The 3,875-nt window shown below is 39.7% G+C and carries 2 protein-coding genes; both read right to left on the reverse strand.

Translation table 11 applies throughout. The features are described 5' to 3' along the window. Window positions 1–141 precede the first annotated feature (141 nt). Window positions 142–1,272 (reverse strand): ISAs1 family transposase, encoded by a 1,131-nt coding sequence (locus tag ASV53_RS23125; protein WP_094958866.1) that lies wholly within the window; start codon window positions 1,270–1,272, stop codon window positions 142–144. Between the two features lie 324 nt (window positions 1,273–1,596). Further along, complete coding sequence (locus ASV53_RS23130; protein WP_094958867.1) at window positions 1,597–3,765, reverse strand: polysaccharide biosynthesis tyrosine autokinase; 2,169 nt, start codon at window positions 3,763–3,765, stop codon at window positions 1,597–1,599. Between the last annotated feature and the right edge of the window lie 110 nt (window positions 3,766–3,875).

Here is a 3,875-nt window from a genome sequence, read left to right on the forward strand (position 1 = left end):
CTATTAAATATCAGACCTATTTCTTTAATTGATGACTTTAATAAAATTGATGCCCATTCATAAATCATACTTTCTGATTTTAAGACGCTATTATAATCCACTTCAAATATTACTTGAATTTCGACAAAAGCCAGGGCAAGATTACGAAGCTCCTTGCCCCATGAGGACTCCAGATAGATAGTTATTATTTCTACCTGCCCGTGTTCGCTTTCTTTTTAAACCCGCTTTAAAGGATTTATCTGCATTTAATAGATTTAATGCAATATGACGAATTGCAGCAAAGTTTTCACCCGCTTCATCTCGCCTTATTCTGCATGCATCTTCATTCATGCCAACATCCAGTTTCCAATGCAATTGAACCTCAATCGACCAATGTGAGCGGCTAGATTCAAGCAACGTTTTTGCATCTAGTTTCTTAGAGCTAATGTAATATCGAATCGATATATCCTCTGTGGGAATATCTCCAACTTGCCTAATAGATGCAACGATACCCATTACTTTTAATTCTGACCAATCATAAGCAATATCACCCAGTACCGACAAATCTTCATTGACTAGCGCTACGCGGGTTTCTTTACGACCATGTCCTTCTTCTTGAGTACTGTATGAGCTTCCTTCGAAGTTTTGCAGCATCTCCATTCTAAAGTAGTCATTAAAAGCCTTCTCTAAGTGCTTTTGATTACCTTTTACCGCCAATAAATAATCTGCACCTTTGTCGACTATAGTCTTAGCGATATCACGCTGACAGCCCATAGCATCAATAGTGACAAGACATCCATGTATGTCGAGTAACTTCAGAAGTTCAGGAATAGCGGTGATTTCATTCGATTTCTCTGATGTTTTAACCTGCCCAATAACAACTTGATTTGCAGCACTAAAGGCACTCACCATATGGATTGCGCCTTGACGCCTTCCTTTGTCATAAGTGCCTCGCAGAGTTTTACCATCAATCGCAATGACATCACCGTCAGTCGCTTGGTGACAGTCATCCATCCACAGAGCAAAGCACTTTTGCATCTGTTTAGCTGATATCATCCCCATCACTCTAGCAATAGTGTCATGGACGGGAATGCCACTCTCAAAATCGCCATATTGCTTGAGCCAATCAAGGTGGTCTTCACCAAAATCTTGTATTTCTTCCCAACCATCAGCACCACCAATAACAGCGACAATCGACAAAAATATAATGTCTGTCAATTTGTGTTCTATTTTCCACTGTTGCCGTGGGTCTTTGATTATTGAAATATGATCCAAAAGGCTAAGTCCGTTCATGAATGATATCCATATACTGAAAGATAAGTATATGATCACAGCTGATATAGATCGTCAAATTGATCCTAATTGAGATTGCAGTTTTGTGCAGCAAACTGTAGTTTTAATTAAATTTCAATAGCGGCTGACCCCTTTCAGAATAAGGGTTCTTCATGATCTTGCCCTGAGACAACCCATTGCGGGCTAGCCCTTATAAACCTTGGGTTTTGCTTGTTTTTAACTAAGGTTCCCAATAGGTCCTTAAAATTTCAGTCATCAAAAAAATAATAATCAAAAAGAGAAGTGCAGACAGCACCTCTCTTTTATTACGATCATAAGTTCACTTTATTTTTTCGACTCATAACTATAATTATAATAACCATAGTTGCCGCCATAATAGCTGCTTGCTTTACGCACCACAGCATTCAGAATAAAGCCTTTCACTTCGATTCCGTTCTGCTCAAAGCGTTGTTTGGTCACGGCAATTTCTTTCGCTGTATTCTGGCCAAAACGTCCAACCAAGAGTGTTGTACCAGCGTGAGCACCCACAATTGCAGGATCGGTTACCGCTAGAATTGGCGGTGTATCGACTATTACAATATCGTAATTTTCTGACGCCCAATCAATTAGCTCTTTAAAACGCGGGTGCATTAATAACTCAGATGGGTTAGGTGGTACGTTACCACGGCTAATAAAATCTAAATTCTCAACACCCGGCTGTTTAATTAAGCTTTCAATGCTTGTTTGACCTGACAGAAAATCAGATAAGCCGATTTTATTTACAACGGCTAATTGCTGTTCCATTCGGCCTTTTCGCATATCGGCGTCTATCACTAATACACGTTGCCCTGCTTTGGCAACTACTGCAGCCATATTAGCCGAAACAAAAGATTTACCAATACCAGGACTAGGGCCTGAGATCATTAGAATATTGTTTTTCGCTTCCATCATCGCAAAGTGCAAACTGGTACGTAAGCTTCGTAATGCTTCAATAGATAAATCGGCAGGGTTAGAGACCGCAAGCAAGGTTTGCTCAACCGGTAATAGTGTTTTTTTGTTGCCTCGTTTCTTCTCTATCTCTATTTGCCAGTCTGACATAGGCACACTGGCGTATACAGGCAAGCCTAAGGCTTCAATGTCATCTGGGTTTTCAACACCACGGTGGAAAGCGGCTTTAAGTAATGCAATCGCACCAGCCAGCATACCACCCAATAAAGTCGCTAAAACGACAATAAGAGGCTTCTTAGGTTCAACTGCTCGAGTGTAAGATTGTGCCACATCTAAAATACGGACATTACCAACAGTACTGGCTTTAACAATATTAAGCTCTTGCACTTTATTCAGTAGCTGAACATAAATCTGTTGGTTAACTTCCACATCTCGCGTCATACGCAGTATTTCACGCTGTGTTTTAGGCAACTTTTGTACTTGTTTATTTAATCGTTCACGTTCGCCTAATAATGTTTGACGTTTTTCAAGTAACGCGCTGTAGGCTGGGTGTTCTTTGGTAAAACGCTGTGAAATTTCACTTTCTTTAAATGTTAGCTCGTTTAACTGCGCTTCTAACTTTACCATTACCTCAAGTGTCGATTTAGCCTCTAAACCAAGATCTATCGAATCATTAGCTTGGCGGAAGCGGTTTAGCTTATCTTCTGCCGTAATCAGCTCTGATTTAATATCAGGTAAATGCTTACGCAAAAACGCCAAGCTATTTTCCGCTTCTGCCGAGTTACGCTCGACATTTTGTAGAAAATAGTTTTGGCTAATATCATTTAAAACACGTTCAATGTTAGCGCGGTTTTCACCGGTTAACGACAGCTGTAAAATGCCCGTTTGTTTACCACGTTCACTTACCGCTAATTCTTGTTGTAATGATTGAATGGCATCTAAACGTGATTGTTTGGCTATTGTAAATGTACTTTCATTGTCACCCGTTAACGCCGTTACAAATAAACGGTAATCACCATTTTGCGCAAGTTCGTTGACTCTGCCCGTTAGCACTTCACGTTCATTGCTATCAACTAAGGTAAATGTACCCAACTCTGAATCCGTAACAATTAAATTAAATACAGGGACTTCAATGTGTTTAGGTATTTCAAAACGCGCGATAGATATAAATGATTCATCACCCGTAATACGAGCTAAGCCTTTACCAATCATTGGCAAATAATTCGGCACAGCAACTGTGGTTAAATTTAACTTATCAACGGTTTTTCCTAGCACCATCCGAGATTTAATAATTTCAATCTCTGTGGTTGCAGATGACTCTTGGGCGAATAATTCCCCCATATCACCGAGTGCTGGCATGCCGCTGCTTTTCGTTTCAACTTGCAACAGCGCATCAGCTTTATAAACAGGTGTTGCTAGCAAGGCATAACATACCCCGACAACACTGAAAATAATGGTAACCGCGATAATCATCCAGCGACTATCGACTAAAATACCAAACAGTTTCCCTAAGTCGATTTCATCTGACTCAGGCTGTTTAGGTGGTAAATTTTGAGAAATGCTCATTGTTAATTCCGATAATGAGTATTGTTATAGACAAACACAGAGCAAGCTCTGTGTTTTCATAATGCTTTGTTAATAAAGAGTTCAATAGACTTTACTCTTTACTCTTTTAT

Origin of the sequence: Photobacterium sanguinicancri (genome assembly GCF_002265265.1) — a bacterium.
Lineage (GTDB): Bacteria > Pseudomonadota > Gammaproteobacteria > Enterobacterales > Vibrionaceae > Photobacterium > Photobacterium sanguinicancri.